The 1,451-nt window shown below is 41.0% G+C and carries 1 protein-coding gene; it reads right to left on the bottom strand.

Annotated elements, in window-relative coordinates:
- Nucleotides 1-24: 24 nt before the first annotated feature.
- Nucleotides 25-1,245 (bottom strand): IS110 family RNA-guided transposase, encoded by a 1,221-nt coding sequence (locus QOW94_RS10965; RefSeq protein WP_283680496.1) that lies wholly within the window; start codon nt 1,243-1,245, stop codon nt 25-27.
- Nucleotides 1,246-1,451: the final 206 nt, after the last annotated feature.

Below are 1,451 nucleotides of genomic sequence, written 5' to 3'. Positions count from 1 at the left end.
AAGAAAATGATACCCTGTTTTTGATTAATGCCGAGCTAAACAGGCAATGCCATAATCATATTTCTGGTTGTGGAGAACCAGATGAAAAATGGTAGATATTAACCGATCCATCGCACCGATAGCGATCTTCTTCGTTCCTTTGGACGGATTGGATTGCTTTTTCTTTTGGTACCAGTCATTAATATGAGATTGATGGCCATGTGTTGCCGCAGAAGCCATGTTACCAATAGCTTTAAACAATATTTTACGTGCGTAAGGATTTCCTCGCTTGGTGATAATTCCGTTGCTCTTGTAGTTTCCAGAGTCATTGAACCGTAGGTCAATGCCAATGTACGCGTTAATTTTGTTTGGTGTTTTAAATCTGTGTAGATCCCCGAGTTCGCCTATTAGGCTCACGACCGTTTTTTGTGCGAATCCAGGGATACTCATTAATACCTCGTACTCATCTAGTTTCTGGGCCTGTTTTTTCATTAAATCAATCACAGCGGATTGCTCTGCGCTAATTTCAGTCAATCTGCGGCACAGCGCACATACTTGGTAAACCATGTGAGAGTCAATATTAACGGCCGGAAAGCTTTTGGACGACAGTTCAAATAGTTTTCTGCTAATCTGTTGTGCTCGATTAACAGATACTCGACTTGGTCCTAAGGTTTGAATGATTTCCGAGAGTTGTTGGAATGACTGTTTTTGCACCATGTGGGCATGTGGAAATCGGTCTACCAATTTCCAATACTGTGCGCCGTCGGTTTTGGAAAAAATTTGCTCAATCTCTGGAAAGGTATCTTGTAAGGCTTTATGGAGTCGATTTTTGGCTGTTACCAGATCAGAAACGCATTGCTGGTAGTATCTATTTTCCCGCATCAACTCTTTATAAACTGGCGCTTGTTCTTGGGTTCTTTCTCGACATAAGAAATATTGTGACTCAGCCAAATTTCGTGCGTCGTTAATGTCATTCTTGTTGGGCCGGAGTTTATCCATTTCTTTTTTAGCAGACAATGGGTTGAGTTCCGAAAATTCATAACCTTGACTTACAAGAAATTTTCTCAAGCGGTGTGAGTAAACGCCGGTGGCCTCGTATATAATCTCCGGTTGGCTTGGATACTGATCTAAGTGACGCTTCAGCTCATTAAATCCAATCAAATCATTACAGATTTTGAATTGTTCTTGAACTGCTTGATCTACTAGAATGGCAATCCGTGAGGATTGCTTTGAAACATCGATTCCAACAATGGTTCGCATAGACATCACATCCTTCGTTAAATTGAAGCAAGCTTCATCGTTGATCAGTGATTTAATTTTCTATACACGGCGTCTAGCGCCTAACTTACTTAGATCAACCTAAGAGATTAACGACGAAGCAGCCATTTTTTGTTACGGCATCAAGTGCCAAAAAGAACCTCGGCTTTGCTTCGCTACCACTTTATCAAAAAAATGGTGAATCCTAGCTCCGT

Origin of the sequence: Lentilactobacillus sp. Marseille-Q4993 (genome assembly GCF_951230165.1) — a bacterium.
Lineage (GTDB): Bacteria > Bacillota > Bacilli > Lactobacillales > Lactobacillaceae > Lentilactobacillus.
Note: the sequence above shows the minus strand (reverse complement) of the source record. Positions and strands in the feature narration are given on the sequence as shown.

Bases quoted from the DNA above. Each gene is read 5' to 3' on its own strand.
- QOW94_RS10965 (WP_283680496.1), bottom strand. From the start codon at position 1,245: ATGTCTATGCGAACCATTGTTGGAATCGATGTTTCAAAGCAATCCTCA.